The 25,846-nt window shown below is 37.3% G+C and carries 28 protein-coding genes and 2 tRNA genes; 17 read left to right on the top strand and 13 right to left on the bottom strand.

Annotation, left to right across the window (positions count from 1 at the left end; all coding sequences use genetic code 11):
* Positions 1-33 precede the first annotated feature (33 nt).
* The 4 genes from D9O48_RS05320 to D9O48_RS05305 all read right to left on the bottom strand — a co-directional run bounded on the left by D9O48_RS05320 (position 34) and on the right by D9O48_RS05305 (position 3,488).
* The gene (locus tag D9O48_RS05320; RefSeq protein ID WP_126971369.1) at positions 34-1,008 is read right to left on the bottom strand and encodes an NAD-dependent epimerase/dehydratase family protein; all 975 of its coding nucleotides are present in this window, start codon (positions 1,006-1,008) and stop codon (positions 34-36) included.
* Entirely contained in the window at positions 1,005-1,790 is a 786-nt protein-coding gene (locus D9O48_RS05315) for an SDR family NAD(P)-dependent oxidoreductase (protein ID WP_126971367.1), read from the bottom strand. The genes D9O48_RS05320 and D9O48_RS05315 overlap by 4 nt, the downstream gene beginning before the upstream one ends.
* A 128-nt stretch (positions 1,791-1,918) precedes the next feature.
* The gene (locus D9O48_RS05310) at positions 1,919-3,007 is read right to left on the bottom strand and encodes a helix-turn-helix domain-containing protein (protein WP_126971365.1); all 1,089 of its coding nucleotides are present in this window, start codon (positions 3,005-3,007) and stop codon (positions 1,919-1,921) included.
* A gap of 130 nt (positions 3,008-3,137) precedes the next feature.
* Complete coding sequence (locus tag D9O48_RS05305; RefSeq protein ID WP_126971363.1) at positions 3,138-3,488, bottom strand: winged helix-turn-helix transcriptional regulator; 351 nt, start codon at positions 3,486-3,488, stop codon at positions 3,138-3,140.
* Between the two features lie 110 nt (positions 3,489-3,598).
* On the opposite strand from D9O48_RS05305, the gene D9O48_RS05300 reads away from it, so the two are divergent.
* From D9O48_RS05300 to D9O48_RS05255, 10 genes are all read left to right on the top strand, one after another.
* Complete coding sequence (locus D9O48_RS05300) at positions 3,599-3,976, top strand: DoxX family protein (RefSeq protein WP_126971361.1); 378 nt, start codon at positions 3,599-3,601, stop codon at positions 3,974-3,976.
* Positions 3,977-4,182: 206 nt separating this feature from the next.
* Complete coding sequence (locus tag D9O48_RS05295) at positions 4,183-4,731, top strand: DUF2975 domain-containing protein (RefSeq protein ID WP_126971359.1); 549 nt, start codon at positions 4,183-4,185, stop codon at positions 4,729-4,731.
* Between the two features lie 3 nt (positions 4,732-4,734).
* A complete protein-coding gene (locus D9O48_RS05290; protein WP_126971357.1) occupies positions 4,735-4,941 on the top strand; it encodes a helix-turn-helix domain-containing protein in 207 nt (68 codons plus the stop codon).
* A 39-nt stretch (positions 4,942-4,980) separates the two neighbouring features.
* Entirely contained in the window at positions 4,981-5,559 is a 579-nt protein-coding gene (locus D9O48_RS05285) for an ankyrin repeat domain-containing protein (protein WP_126971355.1), read from the top strand.
* 20 nt (positions 5,560-5,579) lie between these two features.
* Positions 5,580-6,638 carry an acyltransferase family protein gene (locus D9O48_RS05280; protein WP_126971353.1) on the top strand — a complete coding sequence of 353 codons (1,059 nt, stop codon included), beginning with the start codon at positions 5,580-5,582 and terminating at the stop codon, positions 6,636-6,638.
* Between the two features lie 153 nt (positions 6,639-6,791).
* Positions 6,792-7,955: a metallophosphoesterase gene (locus D9O48_RS05275; RefSeq protein WP_126971351.1), complete on the top strand. Its 1,164-nt coding sequence runs from the start codon at positions 6,792-6,794 to the stop codon at positions 7,953-7,955.
* A gap of 166 nt (positions 7,956-8,121) precedes the next feature.
* Positions 8,122-8,958 (top strand): SDR family NAD(P)-dependent oxidoreductase, encoded by an 837-nt coding sequence (locus tag D9O48_RS05270; RefSeq protein WP_126971349.1) that lies wholly within the window; start codon positions 8,122-8,124, stop codon positions 8,956-8,958.
* Between the two features lie 59 nt (positions 8,959-9,017).
* Positions 9,018-9,272: an Atu4866 domain-containing protein gene (locus tag D9O48_RS05265; RefSeq protein ID WP_199750505.1), complete on the top strand. Its 255-nt coding sequence runs from the start codon at positions 9,018-9,020 to the stop codon at positions 9,270-9,272.
* 17 nt (positions 9,273-9,289) lie between these two features.
* Complete coding sequence (locus D9O48_RS05260; protein ID WP_126971345.1) at positions 9,290-10,204, top strand: helix-turn-helix domain-containing protein; 915 nt, start codon at positions 9,290-9,292, stop codon at positions 10,202-10,204.
* A gap of 106 nt (positions 10,205-10,310) precedes the next feature.
* Entirely contained in the window at positions 10,311-11,087 is a 777-nt protein-coding gene (locus D9O48_RS05255; RefSeq protein ID WP_126971343.1) for a DUF3050 domain-containing protein, read from the top strand.
* 60 nt (positions 11,088-11,147) lie between these two features.
* Here the strand turns inward: D9O48_RS05255 and D9O48_RS05250 are convergent, their stop codons facing one another.
* The 4 genes from D9O48_RS05250 to D9O48_RS05235 form a co-directional block, all read right to left on the bottom strand.
* Positions 11,148-11,882: a YggS family pyridoxal phosphate-dependent enzyme gene (locus D9O48_RS05250; RefSeq protein WP_126971341.1), complete on the bottom strand. Its 735-nt coding sequence runs from the start codon at positions 11,880-11,882 to the stop codon at positions 11,148-11,150.
* Between the two features lie 33 nt (positions 11,883-11,915).
* The gene (gene pdxY / locus D9O48_RS05245) at positions 11,916-12,749 is read right to left on the bottom strand and encodes a pyridoxal kinase (RefSeq protein ID WP_126971339.1); all 834 of its coding nucleotides are present in this window, start codon (positions 12,747-12,749) and stop codon (positions 11,916-11,918) included.
* Between the two features lie 15 nt (positions 12,750-12,764).
* Positions 12,765-12,835 (bottom strand) — tRNA-Cys (locus tag D9O48_RS05240).
* Positions 12,836-12,878: 43 nt separating this feature from the next.
* Complete coding sequence (locus D9O48_RS05235; RefSeq protein ID WP_126971337.1) at positions 12,879-13,325, bottom strand: GNAT family N-acetyltransferase; 447 nt, start codon at positions 13,323-13,325, stop codon at positions 12,879-12,881.
* Positions 13,326-13,452: 127 nt separating this feature from the next.
* Here D9O48_RS05235 and pdxR point away from each other — a divergent pair, with 127 nt between their 5' ends.
* The 3 genes from pdxR (at position 13,453) to D9O48_RS19095 (ending at position 16,205) form a co-directional block, all read left to right on the top strand.
* A complete protein-coding gene (pdxR, locus tag D9O48_RS05230) occupies positions 13,453-14,889 on the top strand; it encodes a MocR-like pyridoxine biosynthesis transcription factor PdxR (RefSeq protein ID WP_233589186.1) in 1,437 nt (478 codons plus the stop codon).
* Positions 14,890-14,960: 71 nt separating this feature from the next.
* A complete protein-coding gene (locus tag D9O48_RS05225) occupies positions 14,961-15,968 on the top strand; it encodes a S41 family peptidase (protein WP_126971335.1) in 1,008 nt (335 codons plus the stop codon).
* Between the two features lie 27 nt (positions 15,969-15,995).
* Entirely contained in the window at positions 15,996-16,205 is a 210-nt protein-coding gene (locus tag D9O48_RS19095) for a GDCCVxC domain-containing (seleno)protein (RefSeq protein WP_126971333.1), read from the top strand.
* Positions 16,206-16,292: 87 nt separating this feature from the next.
* Here the strand turns inward: D9O48_RS19095 and D9O48_RS05215 are convergent, their stop codons facing one another.
* Complete coding sequence (locus D9O48_RS05215; RefSeq protein ID WP_126971331.1) at positions 16,293-17,594, bottom strand: hypothetical protein; 1,302 nt, start codon at positions 17,592-17,594, stop codon at positions 16,293-16,295.
* Positions 17,595-17,811: 217 nt separating this feature from the next.
* Between D9O48_RS05215 and D9O48_RS05210 the strand changes: the two genes are divergently transcribed.
* Both D9O48_RS05210 and D9O48_RS05205 read left to right on the top strand, forming a co-directional pair.
* Positions 17,812-18,387, top strand: coding sequence for a Crp/Fnr family transcriptional regulator (locus D9O48_RS05210; RefSeq protein ID WP_126971329.1), 576 nt, complete (start codon positions 17,812-17,814; stop codon positions 18,385-18,387).
* A gap of 64 nt (positions 18,388-18,451) precedes the next feature.
* Positions 18,452-19,465 (top strand): NAD-dependent epimerase/dehydratase family protein, encoded by a 1,014-nt coding sequence (locus D9O48_RS05205; RefSeq protein ID WP_126971327.1) that lies wholly within the window; start codon positions 18,452-18,454, stop codon positions 19,463-19,465.
* 117 nt (positions 19,466-19,582) lie between these two features.
* Here the strand turns inward: D9O48_RS05205 and D9O48_RS05200 are convergent.
* Positions 19,583-19,667, bottom strand: a tRNA-Ser gene (locus tag D9O48_RS05200).
* Between the two features lie 202 nt (positions 19,668-19,869).
* Here D9O48_RS05200 and D9O48_RS05195 point away from each other — a divergent pair.
* Both D9O48_RS05195 and D9O48_RS05190 read left to right on the top strand, forming a co-directional pair.
* Positions 19,870-21,723, top strand: a complete 1,854-nt coding sequence (locus D9O48_RS05195; protein WP_126971325.1) for an ABC transporter ATP-binding protein — start codon at positions 19,870-19,872, stop codon at positions 21,721-21,723.
* A gap of 129 nt (positions 21,724-21,852) precedes the next feature.
* Positions 21,853-22,278 carry a DUF3276 family protein gene (locus D9O48_RS05190; RefSeq protein ID WP_126971323.1) on the top strand — a complete coding sequence of 142 codons (426 nt, stop codon included), beginning with the start codon at positions 21,853-21,855 and terminating at the stop codon, positions 22,276-22,278.
* A 99-nt stretch (positions 22,279-22,377) separates the two neighbouring features.
* On the opposite strand, the gene pgi is transcribed toward D9O48_RS05190, so the two are convergent.
* The 3 genes from pgi to D9O48_RS05175 all read right to left on the bottom strand — a co-directional run bounded on the left by pgi (position 22,378) and on the right by D9O48_RS05175 (position 25,772).
* Entirely contained in the window at positions 22,378-24,021 is a 1,644-nt protein-coding gene (gene pgi / locus D9O48_RS05185) for a glucose-6-phosphate isomerase (RefSeq protein ID WP_126971321.1), read from the bottom strand.
* Positions 24,022-24,220: 199 nt separating this feature from the next.
* Positions 24,221-25,282 carry a low-specificity L-threonine aldolase gene (gene ltaE / locus D9O48_RS05180; RefSeq protein ID WP_394343555.1) on the bottom strand — a complete coding sequence of 354 codons (1,062 nt, stop codon included), beginning with the start codon at positions 25,280-25,282 and terminating at the stop codon, positions 24,221-24,223.
* A 79-nt stretch (positions 25,283-25,361) separates the two neighbouring features.
* Positions 25,362-25,772, bottom strand: a complete 411-nt coding sequence (locus tag D9O48_RS05175; protein WP_126971317.1) for an META domain-containing protein — start codon at positions 25,770-25,772, stop codon at positions 25,362-25,364.
* Between the last annotated feature and the right edge of the window lie 74 nt (positions 25,773-25,846).

The following is a 25,846-nucleotide window of genomic DNA, read 5'->3' as shown; positions in this document are numbered from 1 at the left end:
GTATATTTTTACTTTATAACAAAGGGAAGACGTTTATCGTCTTCCCTTTTTAGTATTGAAATAATCAACAGTTTCCTGGATGGCCTCGTTGACTGATGTATATTTTATTTTTAGCTCTTCTTGTGATAGATTACTGCTATAGTAGTTCTGTGTGCAGAGTACTTTCATATTTGCACTGCTTAAATTTGTTTTAAAACCCATTAATCTTAATAAATTACCGGTATAACCCAACGTATACAATATAACTTTAGGAAGTGGTATCAACGATTGTGACTGACCGGTATTAGTCTTTAATTGTTGAAAAAAAACTTTATAAGAAATGTTCTCTCCGCAAATAAGGTAGCGTTTGCCAGATATTCCATATTTAAAACTGTTAAGAATAGCAGATACAACATCTTTCACAGGAACAAAATTTTTTCCACCGGGCGGATAGAACACTACCTTTTTGTTCAATCCCATTAAAATGATTTTACCCGAACTTGGTTTACTGTCATATGCACCTAACATAAAGCCAGGATTCAAAATGATTACTTTCATTTTATCTGATTGGCTTTGCAGATATTTTTCTGCTTTGATTTTGCTTTGTGCATAAAACAAATCAGCAAAAGGTTTTTTCATCTGCATTGTTTCATTACCGGGATGATGCAGGTTGCCATATCCGATGGTATTGGCACTGCTGATGAAAATGAATTGTTTTATCTGCTGTTGTAATGACATCTCAAAAAGCCTGACAGTGGCTTTATAATTAGTAAGGTCATAAGCTTTATAGCCGGGTAACGATACAGATGTTTCGGCCGCCACGTGAATCACTATATCTATATCTTTTAAATAATCAATGTAATGACCCCATAGATCCATTTTCACCAGTCGTAAATTATTCGATTGATGGCCGGTATACTTACCCGGATCACGTAATATGGCCGTGATAATATAACCCTGGCGTAAAAGTTCATTGGCTAAATTGGTACCTAACAATCCTGTTATACCTGTTATAAAAATTTTTTTCATGATGTAATACTGATCTCTCTTTTTATTTTATTGGTAAGCATGGGTAGTTTCAACCAGATGGGGAGCAACTTCAATAATAACCAGCTGAGCGGATTTACCATGATCACTGTATCTCTTTTTTCTAATTGAATGAGACAATGTTTAGCTACTTTATCCGGATCAAGTGAAGTGATTTTTGCAAAGAAACCTTGTTCGTCAATCCTGCGGGTGGTATCTTCGTTTGTACGCATGGGTCCGGGGTTTACAACACTTACAAAAACATTTGAGTCTTTCAGTTCCTGATACAGTCCGCGCGAAAAGGAATGTATGAAGGCTTTGGAAGCCGGATAAACGGTTTTGTAACCAATCGGGGAAAATGCCGCCAAACTCGATACGTTCAGGATATAAGCCTTTTGCTGCTTTTGAAGATTAGGTAAAAGCTGGTGGGTGAGCAATGAAGTTGCCAGTACATTTAATTGGATAATTTTAGCAATATAAGTAGCACTCGCTTCTTCAAACTTTTTAGTACCTCCGATACCTGCATTATTAATCAACAGGTTTACTGAGAAGTTCTGATTGATCCATTCGGTTAAACAGAATATATTCTCTTTCAGGCTCAGATCGGTTTCATAACAATGCACTTCTACCTTGAAGTCGGCCTTCAGCTGAGAACAAAAGGCCGGTAAATTTTCGTTGGGTAAACTGATCAGAATGAGTGGATATTGACGTGCAGCCAGCTGTCGTGCAAACGATTTTCCTAAACCCTGACTGGCTCCGGTTACAACGGCATATGATTCTTTCATTGTATTGATGAATTTTATACCGTAAAATTATTGGCAGGCCATCAGGTAAATGCTCCGGTTTATCAATCCGAACAGCTAATGGTGATTATATTTAAGGTGTTGATAAATAATGGTTTAATAGATCGAACTTATAATTTCGAACAAATTTTTCTGTACTCGGTCGGAGTGTAGGATGTTATTTTTTTGAAAGTTGTATTGAAAGACGTTTTTGAATTAAATCCTGATTCATACCCGATAGCTAAAATAGTGAGATGATCGTATGCCGGATTTTTCAGCAGCTCTTCTGCTTTTTTCACTCTATATTTATTAATAAAGTTGAAGAAGTTTTCTTTGAAACCGTTATTGATCACATACGAGAGCTGATGACTGGATGTTTGCAATTGTTCGGCCAGTTTAACCAGGTTAAGCTCACTATCCAGGTAGGGCTTTTCTTTCTCCATCAATTCGAGTAAACGTGTTTTTAAGTTATCAAGACCTGTATCATCTAACAATTTGGTTTTGGCTGCTTTTTCTTCAGGCTGGTTCATTTCAATCGTTTGTTCGATGATTAAGCCGCGCGGAAAAATTTCTTTTTGACGCATTGAATAAAAAGCCACCAGATATACAACTATAAGAAAAAACAGGTTAATATAAATATTCAAAGATTCCGCCGTAGTGAAAATACTGTAGACAATAATTAATACAGCTGAAAGAATAAACGAGTAAATGATATATTTTAGCCAGTTAAGGTCGATCGGTTCTTTGTTTGAAGAAAAGGCTTCAATCACTTTTTGGTGCCTGTTGATTTTTACATAAGCCCACGAAGTATAAAAAAGTGAATTACTTAAAAACACAACAATATATAAGAGAAAAAAAGTTTCTTTCTTGAGTAAAGGTTTGCAAAAAAGCAGTATCAGAAAAAGTAACGGGATAACTGTAAAACGAAGGTCATTTTTAGTATAACGATAAGTTGGATTCGTATAAAAAATTATACTTAGAAAAAAAGTAAGTGGTGTAAGAAACTGAATAAAACGCAGAAATGTAAAAACATAAAAGTTATCCTGAGCTGATTCAGGAACAATCATTTCATCTAACCAGAAAGTTGACCATAAGAAAACAAATACTCCAAAATAAACATTGGCTTTGCGATTGACGGCGATCGCGTTACTAAGCTTTAGAAATGAAAGCAGTAATAAACCTCCGGCAATCAGAACAATAATGAATAAGTTTAAATCCATCAAACAACCTGTTTATTTAGTCTGCTAAATTAATTAAAAGCTTAGTAAATTAAAGTGTACTTCATTAAAGAATAATATTTGAAGTACTGAAAGGTGTGAAAAACAGGTTCCCTCTTCATTACTTTACCTTTTATTTCAGGGATGGCTTTTTTTCTTTGCTTACAAACTTACTCCCCCAGTTATGAAGCTCATGTATCACCGGTTCAAGCTGCTTTCCTTTTTCTGTTAAAGTATATTCAACCGTAGGCGGAACGGTGGGATATACGGTTCTTTCAACAATTCCGTTAGCTTCCATATTCTTTAGCTCCTTTACCAGCATTCTGGTATTGATACCCGGAATACTGCGCTCCAGTTCCATAAAACGTTTTGTGCCATCGAAGAGGGTATGAATGATAGGAATAGACCATTTTCCGCCAATAACATCGAGAATTTCTCTGATAACGCATTTTTCTGCGCAGTCGGCTGAATTTTTTTGAATCATAACTGGTTGATTTTTAGTAAAGCTTTACAAGATGTTACTACTTTACATTCATGTAACTACTTTCAAAAGTAAAGTAATGTGGTTAGTTTTACAAGCAAAATTTTAAAAAGATGAACAGTAAAACCGGCAAAATTATTTATTGGATATTAACAGGATTGGTTGCTTTTGTTTTTATCGGAAGTGGAAGTATGAAATTAATGGGAGGTGCAGGTACAGAGGAAATGGCTCAGGGGCTGGGTGGCGGCAGTAATATGATGGTGCTTGGTGCACTTGAGATACTCATAGCATTCATCTGGCTGGTTCCAAAAACCGGCATAATCGGAGCTTTGTTAGCCGTTGCTTATATGGGTGGTGCTACAGCCGTTCATTTTGTAAACAATCAACCGCTGCTGGTGCCAGTGCTGATTCAGGTACTTATCTGGATTGCTACTGTGTATCGCTTTCCTGAGCTGAAACAACGTATACTGGGTAAAGCAACTGCAAAGTAATGTTATGTGACGCTCAGATCATACAAAAGCCGGTTCGTAAAGAACCGGCTTTTGTATGTTAGTTGATAATCAGAAAAACTTTCTTTCATAATATTATGATCCAGAGAGTTTTATAAAAAGTATGTATGTTTTTTATCAAAAAAGAAATAATATTTATTGTTTTTCAATAAATATTTGTATTTTCACAGTGAAATAAATATTGAATTATGAAAATCAGTTCGGGATGGGTACTGAAAATATTATTGGTTGTTTCCTGGATCATCTTTATTGGTGTCAGTATTGAAGCCGGCGGTTTGATAGTAAAATTGATAGCTACCATGGCCAAAGGGGCGGAAGGTGCAAAATACTTCTGGACGGAAGTAGATCTGTCAGCACTTTACCTGCATGATCCCGGACATTTTGTGGCACAATCTATTATGATAATTATAGTTGCTGTTATGAAAGCCAGTTTATTTTATTCTATAATAGTGATGCTTTATAACAAGAAGATAAATCTGGCGCAACCCTTTAATAAAGAAATGGGAAGGTTTATTTTTAAAATATCTTATATAACTTTAGTGATTGGTTTCTTTTCGTGGCAAGGGGTACGCTACGCAAAATGGCTTATTGCCAATGGCGTTATGATGCCTGAAATACACGATTTGAAATTAGATGGAGGTGATGTATGGTTGTTTATGAGTGTGACACTTTTTATAATTGGACATATTTTTAAAAGAGGAATTGAAATTCAGGAAGAAAACGAGTTAACTGTATAAGCTATGCCGATTATTGTAAATCTTGATGTGATGATGGCCAAAAGGAAAATGTCGTTAAACGAACTTTCTGAGAAAGTGGGCTTAACGTTGTCTAATCTTTCTATCCTTAAAACCGGCAAAGCGAAAGCGATCAGGTTTAGTACGCTCGAAGCGATTTGTAAAGTGCTGGATTGCCAGCCTGCTGATATATTAGAATACAAAGACGAATAGTACCCTCAAACACTTTTAATCATTTTAAATTCATTCAACATGAAAGTGCAAAAATCATTTTTGCAAGGGCTCTTTATTGCCTTTACTTTTTCAGGAATTATTTTGTTCTGTACGGGTTGTAAGTCAGGCACTGATCAGCACAAACAAAATACAGGTGCTGTAAAACCATCGGTAGATATCCATACTGCAGTTTTGACCGGTAATATGGAAGCACTTCAGCAACATATTGCTGCCGGCTCAGACCTGAATGAAAAAGATCCGATGGGCGGATCAAGCCCTTTGATTACTGCTGCTTTATTCAATAGAGAAGATATGGCTAAGGCACTGATTGATGCAGGCGCAAATGTAAATTTTAAGAATGGCGAAAATTCAACTGCTCTGATTACTGCTGCTTTCTTTTGCCGTAAAGAAATCGTAACGTTTTTGCTGGCAAATGGGGCCGATAAAACCATTAAAAACAAATATGGTCAGAATGCTTACGAGTCAGTAGCCGGTCCTTATTCAACAGTGAAAGAAGTGTATGAGGCATTTGGTAAGATGTTTGAGCCGATGGGATTGAAACTGGATTATGCTTATATAGAAAAAACCCGCCCTGAAATTGCTGCTATATTGCAATAACCCTACAAAACACTAACTAGATGTCAACTATTGAAAGAAGATATGATATTGACTGGTTAAGAGTGATTGCAATCGGGTTGTTGTTAATATACCATGTTTCAATCGGGTTTCAACCCTGGGGATTTTTTATTGGTTTTATTACTAATAAACAATCATTGGATAAGTTATGGATGGCGATGCAGATGCTCAATGTATGGCGGATTCCCTTTTTGTTTTTTGTATCCGGTATGGGTGTTTATTTTGCCTTAAGAAACAGATCCTGGCAGCAGCTTTTGCTGGAACGAACCAAAAGAATACTCATTCCTTTTTTGTTTGGTATGATAGTGATTGTTCCGCTGCAGATTTTTTTGATTCAAACCTATTATAATCAAGGTTTGAGTTATGTGGCCGACCCTTCTCATCTCTGGTTCTTAGGGAATATATTCGTTTATGTATTATTGCTATTGCCTTTTTTTTATTATGTGAAGAAAAACGAAACTGCAGCACCGGTAGTTTTTATTAAAAAACTTTTCGGAACAGTTTGGGGATTATTGCTTGTTTTTATAGTGATGATTATAGAAGTAGTTTGTGTTGATCCTACCCCTTACGAATTGTATGCAATGAAATGGCATGGATTTTTTCTCGGACTGGCAGCTTTTATTTTCGGATTCTGTTTTGTATTGTCTGGCAAACCTTTTTGGAATATGTTGCTGAAAGGCCGTTGGATATTTCTGATAGCGGCTGCAGGATTGTATATATATCGTATGATTCAGGCACCTGCCAGAGTTGCCGGCTTTCAACTCTCAATTGAATCAACTTTCTGGATATTGACGGTTTTCGCATTTGGGTACCGTTATCTGAACCGGCCATCAAAGGTATTGGGGTATTTAAGCGAAGCTGCTTATCCGGTATATATCGTACATATGATTTTCCTGTATCTCGCTTCTATGTTGCTTTTCCCTTTGGAAATGCCGGCAGCGCTTAAATATGTATTAGCTTTATTGGTTACACTGACAGGAAGTATGGGATTTTATGAGTTAGTTATTAAGAGGATAGGGGTATTACGGTTCTTTTTCGGATTGAGCGCTAAAAAAGCTTAAAAAAACTGACTATCAATTGGTTAATTTTTTTTTGATAAAACCGGCAATTGTATATTGAATGAGACTTTCCATAAAGATTTGTAAAAAACGGATACCGGTAAAACCATTTTTAATTTGAATGGTTACTATTGGTAATCTCGTAATTTATAATGTATGATAAAAAGAATACTCATTGTAATACTGCTTTGGCTGGTAGTAGACTTTTATTTCTTCGCAGCTGTTCAAACATTAACAGATAATCTGCTGATTCATGTTGCTTACTGGTTAGTGGAGGCTGCTATTATAGGGTCGGTGTTTTATGTGATAGCTACCGGTAAACTCAAGCTGATATCCGGTGTTATAAAATTGCTTGTTCTTTCGTTTGTTCCTAAACTGGCCGGAGCGTTGATTCTGTTGATGGAAGATCTGAGTCGTTTGTTCAGAAGTTTTCCATTACGGAATGATGAAGTGAGTATGCTGGCAATCAGCGTGGCTATTGTGTTATGGTTGGTATTACTGATCAGTATTAACAGAGGGCGGCATTATTACAAAATACGCCGGGCTTTTCTTTACTTTGAAGACCTTCCTGAGTCGTTTAACGATTTTACGATTACCCATCTTTCAGATATACATGCAGGTAGTTTTACAGACGTTAAGGGGGTGCAGAAAGGTCTTGACCTGGTGAATGCTCAAAAAAGTGATGTGATCCTTTTTACCGGCGACCTTGTGAATAATGAAGCCAGTGAAATGACCCCATGGATACCCGCATTTGCGCGGTTGAAAGCTCCTTATGGTAAGTATTCGGTTTTAGGCAATCATGACTATGGCGATTATATCAGATGGCCGGATATAAAGGATAAGCAGAGTAACTTCAACCGACTTAAACAGGTTCATCAGGAAATCGGCTTTCAACTATTACTCGATGATTCAAAAATGATTACCAAAGGAGATGATTCGATTGCTATTGTTGGGGTAGAAAATTGGGGAAAAGGTAATTTTCATAAGTATGGTAACCTGAAAAAAGCAACGGATAATCTCTCAGATGAAACGTTTAAAATACTTATGTCGCATGACCCTTCTCATTGGGATGCGGAAATTATCGATCATAATAAACCGGTTCAGCTGACTTTATCAGGACATACACACGGTATGCAATTCGGATTTGAAATATTCGGATTCAGATGGAGCCCGATAAAATATATTTATAAACAATGGGCCGGGCTGTATAAGAAAGCCGGTAAGTATTTATATGTAAACAGAGGGTTCGGTTTTCTGGGTTTGAATGGAAGGGTAGGTATATGGCCTGAAATAACAGTGATTACATTGAAACGCAAGTAGCAAAAGATAAATAAAAAGGTGGGTGCATGCACCCACCTTTTTATTTTATATGGTTGGTACTGACCAGTCCGGAACATCATTCCACGATTTGCCTACAACATTCATTCATCCGGCTACAAATGCCCGGTAAAGTATTCCCAACTTTGTTCATATAAAAAATTAAGATATGAATAAACAAAAAGTTTGGTTTGTTACCGGCGCATCAAAAGGGCTGGGACTTGCTTTGGTAAAAGAATTACTGGCTACAGGTTATCGTGTAGCAGCTACTTCACGGTCTAAAAACGACCTGATAACGGCTGTGGGAGAAAGTCAGCATTTTCTACCGGTTGAAACTGATCTCACTAGTGAGGTATCTGTTGCAGCAGCTGTAAAAGATACCATTGACCGGTTTGGAAGAATAGATATTGTAGTAAACAATGCGGGATATAGCCAGATAGGAACATTGGAAGAACTTACAGATACGGAAGTTCGCGGCAACTTCGATGTAAATGTTTTCGGAATGCTGAATGTTATCAGAAAGGCAGTACCTTATCTTCGTTTGCAGCAATCCGGACATGTTTTTAATATTGCTTCCATCGGTGGTTTAACCGGCAACTTTCCGGCATTTGGTATTTATTGTGCTACTAAATTTGCAGTAGCAGGTTTAACAGAAGCGTTAGCCGAAGAGATGAACAGTTTTGGTATCCGCACTACACTGATTTATCCCGGATATTTTCGAACAGGTTTCTTGTCTAAAGAATCTGTAAAAACCCCACAAACCCCTATTGATGCCTACAGCTCTGCCCGGGCAATCGAGTCTGCTCATTTAAATGAAATCAACGGTAACCAGCCGAATGACCCTGAAAAAGCAGCTAAACTGATGATTGAACTAAGTGAAATGAAAAATCCGCCCGTACATTTTTTAATGGGGAAAGATGCTTATGAGCTGGCGCAGAATAAAATCCAACTTTTAACAGAAACATTTGAAGAATGGAAAGACTATACTATCTCTACAAAGTTCTGATTTATTTTTCAATCAGCTTAATAGTAAACAGTTGTTATTCAAAAAATAATGTATCAACAATGGAAACGACAATAGAAGAAACAGGAGCATATATCGGAATGTGGGTGACTGAAGACGGTTACATCCGACATGAGTTATTGGAAGGTAACAGATATGATGAGGCCCGCGGTAACCGGAAAAGTGCCTATCAGGGAACTTATAAAGTGACCGGCAACTTTATTTATTATAAAGATGATACCGGATTTACTGCTGACGGCGAATTTAAAAACGGAATTTTATATCATGCGGGCATGATTTTGTACAAAGAAAAATAAGCACTTAAATTAGCAGGATGGAATCAATATTTCACTTTAATTCATTGTCTGAATTTCATACTTTCTGTAATCTGCCAAAACCTGAGCATCCGCTCATTAGTTTGATTGATTACAGCAAAGTGTCTTATCCGGTAAATGACAGTGAATTAAAATGGGTGCAGCATTTTTATTCAATCGGATTAAAAAGAAACGTCAATGCCCGTTTTAATTACGGACAACAATTGTATGATTTCGATTCGGGTGTATTGACATTTATTTCACCCTTACAGTTTTTGAAAATTGAAATTAATCAAGAGGTGAAGGTAACTCCTTCGGGTTGGCTGCTTTTAATTCATCCCGATTTTTTATGGAATACATCGTTGGCTAAAAATATTAAGTCGTATGATTTTTTCAAATATGCAGTAAACGAAGCACTTTTTCTTTCTGAAAAAGAGGAGTTGGTTATTGTTGATATATTGCAGAATATAGAACAGGAATATCGTTCGGTAATTGATAAATTCAGTCAGGATTTAATTGTGAAACAAATTGAGCGATTATTGATCTACGCCGAGCGGTTTTATGAACGTCAGTTTATTACCAGACGAAAATCAACACACGAACTGATTGGTCAGTTTGAAGAAATTCTCTCCGGCTGTTTTTCTAAACATATGTTAGCTGAAAAAGGAATTCCTACTGTGAAAAGCATAGCTGAACAAATGAATGTGTCAGCTAATTATCTCACTACTTTGTTACGGCTTTATACGAAGCTGAATACACAGCAGCATATACAGAACAGAATAATTGAATATGCTAAAGAGCTGTTGACTACAACAAATTTGTCTGCCAGCGAAATTGCTTATGAACTAGGATTTGAACATTCTCAATCATTTAGTAAGCTGTTCAAACAAAAGACTAATTATTCTCCTATCGAATTCAGAAATAAGTTCAATTGATATTACCCGGCTATTGATGCTATCGACAGTCAATTGCCGGATAATATTAGCACCAGACTATTACAGTTTTTAGTAATTTTGCAGCTCAAAATTTAATCGTACGATTATGAATCAACAAATAGAAGAAATTAAGAAAAGGATTGAGCCGCTAAGACAGGAGATTATAAATCACAAGGTATATTCGGTTATTAGAGATATAGACGATCTGAAGATATTTATGCAATATCATGTTTATGCTGTATGGGATTTTATGTCTTTGCTGAAAGCCCTGCAAAATCATCTTACCTGTACAACTGTTCCATGGTTTCCTAAAGGAGCTCCTGATACCCGTTATCTCATTAATGAAATAGTAGTTGGTGAGGAGTCGGATCTAGATCATAATGGAGAACGTAAAAGCCACTTCGAATTGTATCTTGATGCAATGAACCAATGTGGGGCTGATAGAACTGCTATTCTTGGCTTTACTGACGAACTTCAACGTTCAGGTGATTTTGAAAAAGCATTTACTATTTCGGATACACCTTTGGAAGCTCGTGATTTTGTTAGTTTTACATTCCAAACCATTTTAAGTAAAAAAGATTTCCTTCAGTCTGCAATTTTTACATTTGGAAGGGAAGACCTGATTCCGGGTATGTTTATTTCGATTATTAATGAAATACACAAGAACTTTCCTGATGAAATTTCTATATTTAAATATTATATAGAAAGGCATATTGAAGTTGACGGAGATCATCATAGTAATCTGGCATTGCAAATGACGGCTAATCTTTGTGGTGATAACCTGCAACATTGGAGAGAAGCTGAAGAAGCGATTATTCTGTCGCTGAAAAGCAGAGTTAACTTGTGGGATGGTGTTTATAATCAACTGATGAATAAAAAATAAATTTTCATGGGTCGGTGCCGGCACCGACCCATGTTCTTAGAACAACCCGGCTGGTATAACTCATGAAAGATTCTCATTCCAATAATAACTATCCGGGCGATTTCTTTGTCCGAAGATAGCTGTACCCACTCTTACAATAGTTGCGCCCTCTTCAATGGCTGTTTCCAGGTCTCCGCTCATGCCCATCGACAGTTCATTCATTTCAACATCCGGCATGCTTAACGCCAAAACTTGCTGCTGAATATTTTTTAATAAACGAAAGCAGGCACGTACTTTTTCCGTTTCAGCACTGAATAGGCCGATCGTCATTAATCCCTTTATTTTTAATGTTTCAAATTTTGAAATTTCTTTGATTAAGTCAATCACATTGTCAGGATGTACACCAAACTTACTTTCTTCATCAGAAGTATTTACCTGAATCAGCACGTCGATTTTCTTTTTCTCAGCTGATAATCGCTGGTGCAGCTTTTCAGCCAGTTCCAGCCGGTCTATTGATTGGATACACGTTACTCCGTATTTCAGAATATCTTTGATTTTATTGCTTTGCAAATGGCCTATAAAGTGATTGGTGTGTGGGGTATCCAGCAATGAATCATATTTTTCTTTCAATTCCTGCACTTTATTTTCGGCAATTAATGTTTGTCCTGCCCGCAATGCTATTTTTATCCGGTCGGCTGAAACTGTTTTGGTAGCTAATAATAAACGAACTTCGGCAGGGTTTCTATTGCTGCTGATGCAGGCATTGCTGATTCTTTCAAGAATACTATTTAGATTATCGATTATCTGATCATTCATTAATTTACATTTTATCTATTATACGGGTTCTGTTCAGCGGCCCGTGATACTCAAAGAAAACAAAAGATCGCTTAAATCGAATTCGCGTCTGCTCTCTTCATGCATTTTCAATAAAACGGTGCTTAATATCGTTGCTGAAGAACTGGCTGCTGACCGGAGGTCTTCACCTTCAAACATTGATAAAAGGAGGTGTGCCGTAAATAATTCACCTGTTCCCGGGGGATTTACCGGTATTTTCGGTGAATTGAACAGATACAAGGTATTAGTTTCCGACACACAGATATCCAGCATGTTTTTTTCAGTGGTACTGAGGTAACAACCTGTGATTACAACTTGTTTGGGTAAAGTTTTTACCAGCTGATTCAGTTGTTGAGCCATTTCATCTATGTGCACTGCAGGCTTGCCCGTAATCTGTTGAAATTCGAATTGATTAGGAGTGATTAAGTCTGCTAATGGAATCAACTGTTCGATAATAGCCTGTGGTACATCCGTAGGTACATATAATCCCGGAACGATATCACCCATTACAGGATCACAAACAAAAAATATTTCAGGATTTAACTTTTTGAGTTTCTTTATAAATGCGGCAGTGATCTGTACCAGTTCAGCATTACCGATATAGCCGGTAATAATGGCATCAATTTCCTGTTCAACAGACAGTTTCAGAATTCCTTCCAGTATTGATTCAAATAAAGAAGAAGGAACAGCTCCGCCTCCCACAGTGGGATACCCCAGGTGATTAGAATACAAAACAGTAGGAACGGTAATTACATCGTGCCCGGCACTTTGCAAAACAAAGGATGTTGTATTGCTACCTACGTATCCGTAGGAAACTTTGCTGTGAATGATAATCGTTTTTTTTGTCATTGCCCTATTTTATAGAGGCCGGAAATGGATTTGAACCACTGTAAAAGGTATTGCGTACCCTCGCCTCGCCACTCAGCCATCCGGCCGGATAAGGTACCGGTAAAAATTTAATGTTTACCGGTACATGAATTATTTCCACCAATAGTAATAGTTGTGCAATCCGTCGTATTCAAAGCCGCAACGCGGATATAACTGATTACCGATATCGTTTGTCTTTTCTGTTTCAAGCATCAGGCCACAGGCCCCGGTTTCGATGCACCATTGTTTGCTTCGGTCAATCAATGCCACTGAAATACCTTTGCCACGGTAATCGGGATGTACAAATAAATCACTCAATAGCCATTGTTTCTGAAGTTTGATGTAGTGATACAGTTTATAAAGTTGCACAAACCCTACTGCTTTATTATCAGTCATCGCCAGAAAAATATCTGATTCGCTGTTCAGAAAACGTTCTTTCAGAAATGCTTTGCCTCCTTCCAGATCCGGTTGCTGACGATAAAATATCCGGTACCGGTTAAATAATAATGCCGCTTCGTCTAGGTCTTCCAGACTGGCTTTTTTGATACTGTAGTTCATATTTGTTTTGATTTTATTCTTTGCCTGACCAATGCTCCATACTTTAAAAGTGTTTAAAGCCTGACTGTTATCCGAGTCAAAAGTATTGTATATTTGGACTAGTGAAATGATGCAGTTTTTATAAAAAATGGTAGTCCAGATGTTAAGACCATGGAAATTAGAAATACAGTTAGATCACCAAAGTGATCAGGCACTATATCTTCAGATTGCAGATGCAATTATTGCAGATATACAGTCTGGCAGACTACAACCCGGCACAGCCCTGCCAGGTAGCCGTGCATTGGCAAAACACCTGCAACTCAACAGAAATACGGTAGTGGAGGCATTGAATGTGTTGCTGAATGAAGAGTGGTTGGTATCAAAAGAGCGGAAAGGCACTTTTGTAGCAGCTATACTTCCGGCTTTCTCTGCTAATGATAAAAAAAACACGACAAAGAAGTCGGTTGATACGGGTACTTTATTGTTGCAAACGTTGATTGACGATGGTTCACCTGATAGTAAGATTGCTCCGGTTGCCGAGTTGGCTCGTGCCTACCGGCAGATTTTTAACCGGAAGGCGAAGTGGCAGATTATGGGGTATAGTAGTGAATTTGGTGAAGTAGGGTTTCGAAAAGCAATGGCACAAATGCTGAACCATCAAAGAGGGATGCAGATAAACGAACAACAAATCTGCATTACCCGCGGTAGTCAGATGGCCATGTATCTCACCGCCCAATGCCTTTTTCAACCCGGTGATGTTATTATGGTAGAAAATCCGGGTTATAAACCTGCCTGGAAAGCTTTTGAAAATGCAGGTGCCCGGTTATTACCCATTAATGTAGACGAAAATGGAATAGTTGTGGCAGAGGTGGAAAGATGTTTGAAAAAGTTTTCGAATATAAAAGCAATTTATATAACTCCGCATCACCAGTATCCTACAACGGTAACATTGAGTTTACCGAGAAGGTTAGCGTTAATCAGGTTATCGAATGTTTATGGCTTTACGATTATAGAAGACGATTATGATAATGAATTCCACTTTGGTTATCGGCCAATCTTACCACTGAGCAGTTATGCAGAGTTAAAGAACTATGTATATATCGGAACAATGAGTAAAGTAGTAGCTCCGGCACTAAGAATCGGGTATCTGGTGACTGGTGATGAATGGTTGATGCAAAAAGTGGGGGAGCTCAGAAAAATTATTGATGTACAGGGCGACTCCATTATGGAGCAAGCGGTTTTGCAGTTGATTCAGGATGGTACTGTTAAAAGACATTTAAAAAAAGCCACGCATTATTATAAAAACAAACGCGATTTAGCTGAAAAGTTATTAAACAAATATCTGGTAGAGCAGGTAGATTTTGTTACTCCTGATGGCGGACTTGCCTTTTGGATTGTACCTAAAAAGAAAGTAAACTGGCAGCTGGTGGATGAGAAAATACAACAAAAAGGGTTTAAAATTATATTACCTGATACCTATAGTTATGATAAAACTGTCAATGGTATACGTTTAGGATATGCTTATCTTTCTGAAGAACAAATGAGAGACAGTGTAAAAGTACTTGCTCAGGTATTATCGCCTTAAAACTTAAAAAAATGTTATAGGTGTAACTTTTGCAGTAGTTTATCGTATCATTATAAACAGCAGTAGTTTTTATGAAAAAATATTATGTGGCGGTGGGCATTTTGTTCTTGTCACTGTCTTCTTATTCGCAGCATTTTAAAAATGACAGTATAAAGTTATTCATTGATTCTTCTATCTCATTGATCAGACAACACTCACTTCATACAGAAAATCTGGATGCAATTCAAAGAGATCTCTACAAGAGAGCAGAAAATCTGGCATATCTTGATGAAGTACCTCCTTTATATGAAGAAGTTTTTAAACAACTGAACGATTACCACGGTAACTTAAAATATAAAGGAAAAACCTATGGATGGAGTGTGGAAACCACTGCCGCGAATGATTATCTGAAAGAAAAACTGAAACTGGAAAAAAAGGTAGTCAGTAAAATTATTAATGATGAATTTGCTTACATCAGTATTCCGGGTAATAATGATTTTGCTTTCAGAAAAGTAGATAGTCTGGCAAATGATATTGTTGAACACATTAACACTGTTAACTCTCCTGCAGTAAAAGGATGGATTATTGATTTAAGGTTGAACACCGGTGGTAACATGTATCCGATATTATTGGGGTTAAAAGAATTTATTGGAGATAATATTGTATTCGGTGGGTTTAAAAATGCACAGGGTGAATCTACCGGAAGCTGGGAAGTTAAAAATGGAAATCTGCTGATTGATGGAACTGCTTTGGAGAGAAAATCGCAGCTGGTGCATTCCATTGAAAAGGAAATTCCTGTAGTGATATTGACCAGTTGTTACACGGCGAGTGCGGGAGAAATGGTAACGATTTCTTTTATTGGAAGAGATAATACATATATAGTAGGGGAGACTACAGCGAACTATACAACGGCTGTGCAGGGATATCGGATTAATCAGGTAGCCGGCATTAATTTATCTACAGATTATGTTGTAGATAGAAAGTCAAATGTTTATAAAGGTAATATTATTCCGGGCGTAATAGTTTTAGGTGGCGATAATCTGGAAGAGTTGAAGAAAGATAGCAAAATCATTAAAGCTTTGGCGTTTTTGAAAAAATAATTAAATTACCGGATAAAGGAAACGAACATGCAAGTGATATTGCAATCTACGATAACCTGTCCGAAGTGTAACCTTTCAAAAGAGGAAACTATGCCGGTGAATGCCTGTCAGTATTTCTATAGTTGCTCCCATTGTAAAACGGTTTTAAAACCAAAAGAAGGGGATTGTTGTGTTTATTGTAGTTATGGAACGGTTAAATGTCCACCTATACAGCAAGATAGCTCTTGCTGTAAGTGATAGACTGTATAAGTTTGCTGGTTTTTAATTTAGCGTTATCACATTTAATTGATTTCTTGTTTTCTGATACCGGTAAGTGATGATTGGTCAATTCGTAATTGCCTTCATGAGTTTATAATTACTATTGTTTTCATCTTTTTCTACAGTATAACCTTCAGTCAGTTCAAGTATCCAGCCATCGCCATATACTTTTTTGTCAGTTATTTGAGTAGGTGATGAGATGGAAAGTTTATCCCAGTTGGGGCTCATCAGTGCCCCGTTTTCAACAGTTAAAATGCCCCAAACGTCAGTGATTCTCATATTAGGATAAACGGTTCCTTTATCTTCCAGCGGCATAATATTATTAGGGTTAAAAGAAACATTCATCTTTACAAATCTTATTTCGAAATGAGGCTGATCCACGAATTTCTTTTTGTATGATGCAATAAGTTGTTTTGTTCTCTCTTCTCTTGCAGTTTCTTCCTGCACAATTACCTTTCCATTATACCTGTCTGTTATTTTTTCAGCTGATTTTTTAAAATCATGCGGAAGTCTGATCTTAAACGCTGTAGTAAAATAATCGGTCAGATGGGTAGCAGTTGTAATGCTTTTATTCCAGTCTTTATTTTTGTTATAAAGTAGATAACCATACACCGGAGTTGTATAATAGGCAAACGAACGAACAAAAGTAGGGTTGTTGAAAAAATCATTGATTCCTTTTAAAAAGTAATCGGTTGTTTGAACTTTACTTCTGCCACTAACAATTACGCCGGTAAATTCAGCAATACCTTCGTTCAGTTCAAGCTGATTTTCTGTACTGTCTGCGCCTGCATAAATACTATACCGGTATTTTCTGAATGTTAACGCATGGGTCAGATGCTGGTGTAACTCTTTTTCAGAAGTTGCCTGAACAGCGCTTTTTAAAGCTTCTAACTCTAATCGCAGATAAATTCTGCCTTCTTTTTGATCAAGGTGATTACTTTCTACATTATTAAGAGAAAACCCAAGGCCCGGTTGTGCACTGTGGAATAGTTCATGCGCCAACAGATTTATTCTGTTTTCTTTGTTTTTAGGGAGAGGGAGCATAATCATCGCCCATCTCTTATCATTTCTGTTAAGTGCCGTATTGGCAATATTGATATTGGCGGGTAAGATTCCCGAATAAATATTTTTTTCAGTGTTTAGTGTGCCATCCATGCCGGGTTCGTTGGTAAAGAACGCACGGGTTTGCGGGTTTACAAATATAACCGGCCCGTATAGGTTTTTGTTCCAAAGCGTAACATGGTTGCCTGTAGCTTCTTTTATTTCGTTGAAAAAGGTTGAAATAGTGTCTATCAATGCTGGTTTATCTTGTGCGCTAACATTTAGTACAAGAAAAAAAACAAAATTTAGCAGAACGGTTTTTCTCATCATTAAATATTTTACATCCATTTTTGCCTGGTGTGAACCATAATCTGTAATATTAACTATAAAATGTCACAGCGGCAACCACAAAAGATGATTTTATGATATTGTTTTATAAAAACATCGTGTAGTTTTTATCAAGATCGGAATGTTTGTTTTCTGATTGATTTATTTAAAAAAATAGATAACTTTCATTTTATCTTGTAATGGTAAAAGAAAAAATATGCATGAGCACTTGTTAAAACTCATTTCCGAAAACATTACTCTTTCAGATCATGATCAGGTATTGTGCAAACAATATTTTGAACCTGTAGTATTACCTAAAAACAAAATTATTGAGGAAGAAGGAAAAATTCCACGATATCTATATTTTATTGTTTCGGGGTTTGTAAGATTGTTTCATTATAATGAGAATGGTGATGAGGTAACTACGCATATCAATTGCCCGCCGGGATTCATTACTTCTTATGCTCATTTTATAAATACAACAGTATCCGGAGAAAATCTGGAATGTATTACAGATTGTACGCTTTTGCGTATTACAAAAGCTGATCTGGATATTTTGACAAAGGAAAGTGTGAAGTTTAAAGATTTCAGTATTATGGTATTTCAGCAATCATTAACATATAATGAAAACCGATCGAAAGAGCTGGCTACACTTTCTGCTGAACAGCGTTATAGAAAACTTATTAATGAACATGCAGAAATTATTCATAATGTTCCCTTGCAATATATTGCTTCTTTTTTAGGAATGAATTCTAAGAGTTTAAGTCGCATCCGAAAACAGCTGATTAAGTAACATTTGTGAAGTGATTTTAAATAGGCGTGTAAGACCTTTGTTTTATCATTTAAAATCATTGCAAATGGAAAAAACAAAACTGGCACTCGTTTCTGGTGCAAACGGACATCTAGGCAATAATCTGGTAAGGCTTCTGTTACAGAAAGGAATTCAGGTGAGGGCATCAGTTCGAAATATAAAAAATAAAGCTGCTTTTGCCGGATTGAATTGTGAAATCGTACAAGCTGATATTACAGATAAAGCCTCTTTCGTAAGAGCATTACAGGGAGTGGATGTTTTTTACGCAGTAGGAGCATCGTTCAGGCTATGGGCCAAAGATCCTGAAAAAGAGATCTATGATGTAAATATGCAAGGCACGAGAAATACCATTGAAGCAGCGGCTGAAGCAGGTGTGAAAAGAATTGTTTATGTAAGTTCAATAGCTGCTTTAAATTACAATGTTCTTCCTGCAAAAGAAAGTAATGGTTATAACCCAGACCGTAGAGACATGTATTATAATTCAAAGAATGATGGCGAGCAGCTGGCGTTTGAGCTGGCAAAAAAGTTTAATATCGAGCTGGTAGCGGTATTACCTGCAGCGATGATCGGCAGCCAGGCGTTTGCTCCATTAAACGTATCCTACAATATCATCCGTTTAATATTAAATAAACAAATTCCTGTTGAAACAAACATCACCTTAAACTGGATAGATGTGAAAGATGTGGCCGAAGGCTGTTACTTGGCAGCAATGGTGGGAAGAAATGGTGAACGGTATATACTTGCCAATGAAAAATGCACTTCAATCAGAGAAACAACAAAAATAGCCAAAGAGCTATTTCCTGAATTGAAGTTAAAACTTCCTGTTTCAGTTCCAAAACCTATCTTATACACTGTTGCGTGGCTGATGGAAACAGTTAGTAAAATAACCGGTAAAGCGCCGGTACTTACTACTAAAGAAATTGCTATGTTCTCTGGCTTGCAGCAAAACTTTGACATTTCAAAAGCAAGAACCGAACTGGGGTTTACACCTACAAATACCAGGGATGCAATTAAAGAAGCAATGCTTTATTTAAAGGAAAATAATCAACTGCTACACTAAAATTCAGGAAATATTGAAAGGTGTTTAGAATATACTCTATACAGAAGGTAACAAATAACTTAAAAGGCTGATAATAAAAGAAAAAGCGGGTCTTCGTGATGAAGACCCGCTTTGGTGCGGAAAGAGAGGGATTCGAACCCCCGGACCTGTAACAGTCAACGGTTTTCAAGACCGCCGCATTCGACCGCTCTGCCATCTTTCCGTTGCAAATATACGGCGACAAATAAATACGCTCCAAATATTTTAAAAATATTTTTTTGTTGACCTATTGACTTTCAATTTGATACATCCGTGAGTTTGACCTCAAATACAATCTGAACCTATATTTTGTTGTATTTCTCTCTTGAAATTCACACCTTTTTATATTCGAAATTTTCTGTTCCTTTGCACAAATAGTTTGTATTTTGAAGCACCTGAAAGTTATTAATAAGTATTTCTGGAAGTACCGTAAGCTGTTTTTCTTAGGAATTGTTTTTATAGTTCTGTCTAACTACTTTAAAATTCTTACCCCGCAGATTACCGGATTTGTGATTGACGAAATTCAGTTAGGATTGTTAACACCGGCCGAAGCTGCCGATAAATTAGAAGGTATCACCATCAAACAGGCCCGATACGACTGGAATGTGCGGCAAATGATTGAGGCCTTTAAAACTTCTGAGCTGAGCTTTAGCGGTATAGTGATCTGGACGGTTTGTATTCTATTGGCACTCTCTATCATCAGTGGATTTTTTATGTTTCTGATGCGTCAGACCATTATCGTTATGAGCAGGCATATTGAGTTTGATCAAAAGAATGAAGTGTTTCAGCACTACCTGAAACTGGATAGTATGTTCTTTAAAAAGAACAGTACGGGCGACCTGATGAACCGGATTGCAGAAGACGTGAGCAGAGTGAGAAGTTATACCGGTCCGGCATTAATGTACTTTATCAACCTCGCCGCTACCATCGGCTTCAGTTTGTATTTTATGTTCAGCACCGATATGAGATTGTCGTTGTATGTATTGGCTCCTTTACCGATACTGGCATTGATTATTTATCTGGTAAATACGGTGATCAATCGTAAAAGTGAACGTATTCAACAGCTTTTATCACAATTAACAACGAATGCACAGGAATCTTATTCGGGTATACGGGTGATCAAATCATTTGTACAGGAAAGATCTATGCTGAAGTTTTTTAAACAGAATAGTGAAGAGTACAGGCATAATGCAATAGGGCTGGCTAAGTTGGAAGCCGTTTATTTTCCAACAATGGGGTTATTAATCGGCCTCAGTACTTTGATCGCCGTCATGATGGGTGGTATTTATGCAATCAATCATGAACATGGTGTAACAGTGGGTACGATTATAGAGTTTGTGATTTATGTGAACATGCTGACCTTCCCGGTAAGTGCTATTGGTTGGACGGCTTCGATGATTCAACGTGCAGCAGCTTCTCAGAAACGGTTGAACGAATTTCTGGATGAACAACCGGCAATTGAGTCACCGGCTAATCCTAAAGTTTTGAATCTTGGCGGACCTATTGAGTGGAAAAATATTGACTTTACTTATTCGAATACCGGCATTCGCGCCATGAAGAAAGTAAACTTTGCCATACAGCCGGGTGAAAAAGTAGCAATTATCGGTTCAACCGGTTCGGGTAAAACCACCATTGCACAACTGTTGCTAAGAATGTTTGATCCGAATAATGGTGACATTACAATCAATGGTATTTCGCTTAAAGAGCTGGACCTCCACGCCTTACGTTCGGCTATCAGCTATGTTCCGCAGGATGTGTTTTTGTTTAGCGACACGATTGCCAATAATATCAGAATGGGTAAATGGGAATCAGATCAGGAAGAGATAGAAAAGGCTGCCCGTTACGCTTCTATTCATAAAGAAATTATGCAATTCCCTGAAAATTATCAGACATTGGTAGGGGAGCGGGGGGTTACTTTGAGTGGCGGACAAAAACAAAGAATCTCCATTGCCAGGGCTTTGATTAAAGATCCGGAACTGATCATTCTGGACGATTGTTTATCAGCAGTAGACGCCCGTACCGAAAGAGAAATATTAGGTAACTTAAATACGTTTTTACAAGACAGAACAGCGATTGTGATTACTCACAGAATATTCAGTTTAATGCAATTTGATAAGATTCTGGTGCTGGAAGAGGGCGAAATCATTGAATCGGGTACGCACGAGCAGCTGCTTTCATTAAACGGACGCTATACAGAGCTTTTTCAGCAACAGCAGGCGGAAGACAGTCAAAAAAAATAAGGATTTCCGATTTTTTTTGATAACTTTCACAAATAACAGGGTTGAAATTTTGTCGATTGAATAGGAATATTATATTTGTATAAGCTATTATTAATGAAACAGCCAATTATTAAACTGCAAAAAACCTAAATGACTGTGGCGTACGAAAACAATGAAAAAAGAATGGAAAGCGTTTACAGTAAGCGCATAAGAGCCGGGAAAAGAAGAACGTACTTCTTCGATGTGAGAGCTACCCGTGGTAATGATTATTATATCACCATTACGGAAAGTCGTAAAAAATTCAACGAGAATGGATACGACAGGCATAAAATCTTCCTTTACAAAGAAGATTTTAATAAGTTTTTGAAAGCGTTAACTGAAGCAGTAGATTATGTAAAAACTGATCTTATGCCTGATTTCGACTTCGACGCCTACAACCATGATAATCTTGATGTAGATGGTGAAGAAATTGATGATAGCGAAGAAGTTTCTACTACAACTACAGTTCCTTCAGGCAGTTCTATACCTTCCACAAGCGCCTCTAACGATTTAAATGAAGAAGTTGACAAATGGTAAACTTCTCACTATATGAAAAGTAACACTAAATGCGTTTATATATAACGTAAAAAGCCTGGATCTTCCAGGCTTTTTTTATGTAACAAGTCTGATCTTTTATTATTTCACCCTCCATTTTTTATAGGTATTGATCAATCCGTTGGTGGACACATCATGTGACGATACCGGTTCATTTCCTTTCAATTCAGGTAAGATTTTATTCGCTAATTGTTTTCCTAATTCAACACCCCATTGGTCAAAACTATAGATATTCCAGATGACACCCTGTACAAAGATCTTATGCTCATATAAAGCGATCAGTTGCCCTAAAGTATAAGGAGTTACCTGCTTCACCAGAATAGAGTTGGTGGGTCGGTTACCTTCAAAAATCTTAAATGGCGCTATCTCATTTGTTTTACCCTGTGCCTTCAGTTCACTTTCTACTTCTTCAGCTGATTTACCATTCATCAATGCTTCCGTTTGGGCAAAGAAATTTGAGAGCAGTTTTTCATGATGGTCTGATAACGCATTGTGTGAAATAGCTGGTGCTATAAAATCACATGGTATCAGAACTTTTCCCTGATGAATTAACTGGTAGAAAGCGTGTTGACCATTCGTACCCGGTTCACCCCAGATAACCGGGCCCGTAGCATAGTTGATCGTTTCCCCATTACGGTCTACATACTTTCCATTACTCTCCATATTACCTTGCTGGAAATAGGCTGCAAAACGATGCAGGTATTGATCATAAGGAAGAATTGCTTCTGTTTGTGATCCGAAAAAATTAGTATACCATAACCCGATTAAAGCCATAGTTACAGGAATATTCTCCGTCAATTCGGTATTTCTGAAGTGCAGGTCAATATTCCCGGCACCCTTTAGTAATTGTTCAAAAGCTTCATATCCGATCGTTAAAGCAATAGATAAGCCGATGGCACTCCACAAACTATATCTACCTCCAACCCAATCCCAGAACTCAAACATATTTGCCTGGTCAATACCGAACTTCACTACTTCTTTTTCATTGGTAGATAAAGCAAAAAAATGTTTGGCTATATATGCTTCTTCTTTTGCTGTTTGAAGGAACCATTCACGCGCTGTATGTGCGTTGGTCATGGTTTCCTGAGTGGTAAAGGTTTTGGAAGCTATTAAGAATAAAGTTTCTTCAGGATTGACCTTTTTTAAGGTTTCTGCAATATGTGTTGCATCTACATTCGAAACAAAGTACGGTTGTATACCTTCAACCCAGTAAGGTTTTAAGGCCTCAGTAACCATATAAGGACCAAGATCCGATCCGCCGATACCAATATTTACAATGAATTTGATTTTTTTACCGGTATAGCCTTTCCATTCTCCGCTATGTACTTTTGCACAGGTGTTTTGCATTTGTTTTAAAACGCGTTGTACATCGGGTAAAACATCTTTACCGTCAACTATTACGGGAGTTGAACCGAAGTTACGTAAAGCAGTATGAAGTACAGCACGGCCTTCAGTATGATTAATTGCTTCTCCCGAAAACATTGCTTCAATTGCATCTTTTAGTTTAGCATCTTCTGCTAACCCTCTTAACAATTGCAATGTTTCGTCATTGATGATATTTTTTGAAAAGTCAATCAATATATCTTCATGTTGGAAAGAATACTTCTTAAAACGATTCGAATCATTCTTAAACAAATCACGCATCTGCGTATGCAACATCTTCTGATGATGTTGGTCTAATAACTCCCAGCTTTTGGTTTTGGTAGGATTGATTCTTGGAAACATGCTTTTATTATTTTAAATGATTGTACTGATTGATTGTAGGTGTTTGTACTTATGGGAATAAAAAATGTTTAAACAAATGTTAACGCATTCAAAAAACTTATTAGTTTCATTCTGTCAATCAAGCTAACTGCCTAAACCCTTAATTATTATAAACCCTCGTAAACACATTTTTATCACCCGATAAGAGTGTGTTTTTTAGTTATAGTCTTCTCAACTGTTCTATTGTGTAATCTATCTGTCTGGTATCAACATCCAGATGCGTAACGAATCTTACGGCATCTTTTCCTACTGTATTCAATAAAATTCCTTTTTCCCTGAGGGTGGATACAAGTTCTGCCGCAGTGTACTGTTGGTTTATCCGGGCAATTACAATATTTGTTTCTACCGGCAGATAAGAGTGGATATAAGGCAGTTCATTTAATGTTGCAGCAATAGATTGTGCATGGTCATGATCCTGCTGTAACCTTTCTATGTTGTTTTCTAAAGCATAGAGGCCTGCAGCTGCCAGAAAACCTGCCTGACGCATACCTCCGCCGAATACTTTTCTGATTCTTCTTGCCTTTGCAATATGCTGATGTGTACCCAACAATAAACTTCCTACCGGAGCTCCCAGACCTTTGCTCAGGCAAATAGAAATGGTATCGAAAATTTGTCCGTAATCTTTAGCAGTGGTCTTTGTTTGTACAATAGCATTAAACAAACGCGCGCCATCCAGGTGATAGGCGATATTATGGGCAGTACACACTTCTTTAATGGCTGTTAAGGTATTCAGGTCGTAACACGAACCACCGCCTCTGTTGGCCGTATTTTCAATTGAAACAAGCGTCGTCAGTGCTTTATGAACATCGTTTACAGGGTTGATTGCCCCGGCAACCATATCTGCTGTTACTTTACCATGATTTCCTTGTAAAAGGTGCACCTGCGCCCCTGAATTAGCGGCAATTCCACCGCCCTCATACTGATAAATATGAGCAGTTGATTCACAGATCACTTCATCTCCGGGTTGTGTATGAATTTTTATACCGATCTGATTGGTCATTGTACCGGAAGGACAGAATACCGCGGCTTCCATTCCGAAAAGTGAAGCAGCAAATTGCTCTAACCGGTTAACAGTAGTGTCTTCTCCGTAAACATCATCTCCTACCTTAGCCTGCATCATGGCACTCAGCATTTCGGGAGTAGGTTGGGTAACCGTATCTGATCTGAAATCTACTATCATAAAAAAACGATAAATATTACTGCTAAGATAAAGATTATTCAAGAAACTGTTAATTCATTTGAATAAAAGAAAAAATCCTATAACGTCTGTTATAGGATTTCAAAACCACAAGGGCATCTGATTATTTGAATTGAGCGATTAATTCTTTGTCTTGGTAAAGCTTTAAAACATTATTCTCTACCATGAATTTATTGGCTTTTTCGAGTGCATCATGAAATTTTCTTTCCATGGCCATTGACTCTTCATTACAAGCCATCATAGTAGACCCCAGTTTACCAAAAGTGATGGTACTGCCTTTGACCGTATAACTTCCGAAGTAGTTGTTACATCCACTTTGTCCGTTTACACGATCTGTTTCGAACTGAATGAACACTTCTTTCATGGTGGCGGGTAATGCATCATTGTTTTTACCCCAGCCGGTCAATGTCCATTTTTTATTTAGTAAAAGGCCTGAATCGGAAGAAGCGTTGCGGTTCATGGTGCAACTCATTACAACAATCGATAAAACAGTTGCAAAAAATATTTTATTCATAATCCACTAGTTATTTATAGTTTGACAAAAATTGTATCAAAATTGTTGCCTGATAAAAAAAAGAATCCCCAACC

Origin of the sequence: Gynurincola endophyticus (assembly GCF_003991195.1) — a bacterium.
Taxonomy (GTDB): domain Bacteria; phylum Bacteroidota; class Bacteroidia; order Chitinophagales; family Chitinophagaceae; genus Gynurincola; species Gynurincola endophyticus.
This window is presented reverse-complemented; position numbering and strand designations above follow the sequence as displayed.